The 1,133-nt window shown below is 66.8% G+C and carries 1 protein-coding gene; it reads left to right on the forward strand.

Annotation, left to right across the window (positions count from 1 at the left end):
* A partial coding sequence (locus tag DMB66_RS59940; RefSeq protein ID WP_125812704.1) for an ABC transporter substrate-binding protein occupies positions 1–1,133 on the forward strand: 1,133 nt, incomplete at both ends.

The raw sequence follows: 1,133 nt of genomic DNA on the forward strand, positions 1-1,133 counted from the left end.
CCGACCCCGACAAGCTGGGCCTGAAGTCCGTCACCACGCCGGACGACTCGACCATCGTGTTCAAGCTGCAGAAGCCGTACTCGGACTTCCTCTACCTGCTCGCGATGCCCGGCTCCGGCCCGGTGCCGCAGAAGCGGGACACCGGAGCGCAGTACGGCTCCGCACCGGCTTCCTCCGGCCCGTACATGCTCAAGCCGGGCGCGGTTGTGCCGGGCAAGAGCGTGTCCTTCGTGCGTAACCCGAACTGGGACCAGGCGACCGACACGATCCGCAAGGCGCTGCCGGACGCGATCAACCTGACCATCACCACCAACGCCGACGACATGGACAAGCGTCTCATCGACGGCACCGCCGACCTGGACGCCGGCCAGACCGGTGTGCAGACCCAGGCTCGCACCCAGATCCTGCAGGACGAGAAGCTCAAGTCGAACTCCGACGCTCCGACCACCGGCTTCCTGCGCTACGCGGGCCTGGCCACCTCGGTCGCGCCGCTGGAGAACATCGACTGCCGCAAGGCGATCATCTACGCCGCGGACCCGACGACGCTGCAGACCGCTCGCGGTGGCCCGATCGCCGGTGGCGACATCGGCACCAACATGCTGCCGCCGAACATCGCGGGTGCCGACCCGAAGTACGACCCGTACAACCGGCTGCAGGGCAAGCCGCAGTTGGACAAGGCCACGGCCGCGCTCGCCGCTTGTGGCAAGCCGAACGGCTTCGATGTGACCATCGCGGTCCGTAACAACAAGCCGGCCGAGGTCAAGAGCGCCGAGGCGCTGCAGGCCGCGCTCAAGGCCGCGAAGATCAACGCCAAGATCGACCAGTACGACGGCGCGCAGCAGGCCTCGATCACCGGTTCGCCCGACAACGTGAAGAAGAAGGGCTACGGGATCATCATCGGCGGCTGGGGCGCCGACTACCCGACCGGCGCCGGCTTCATGCAGCCGCTGTCGGACAGCCGCTTCATCCCGGCGAACGGCAACTACAACCTGCCGGAGATCAAGGACCCGTCGATCGACGCCCTGTACGACCAGGCTTCCGCCGAGGTCGACCCGGCTAAGGCCGCCGAGATCTACAAGCAGATCAACCAGAAGATCATGGAAGGCGCGTACTACCTGCCGTTCGTGGTCGAC

The sequence above is a fragment of the Actinoplanes sp. ATCC 53533 genome (assembly GCF_003947245.1).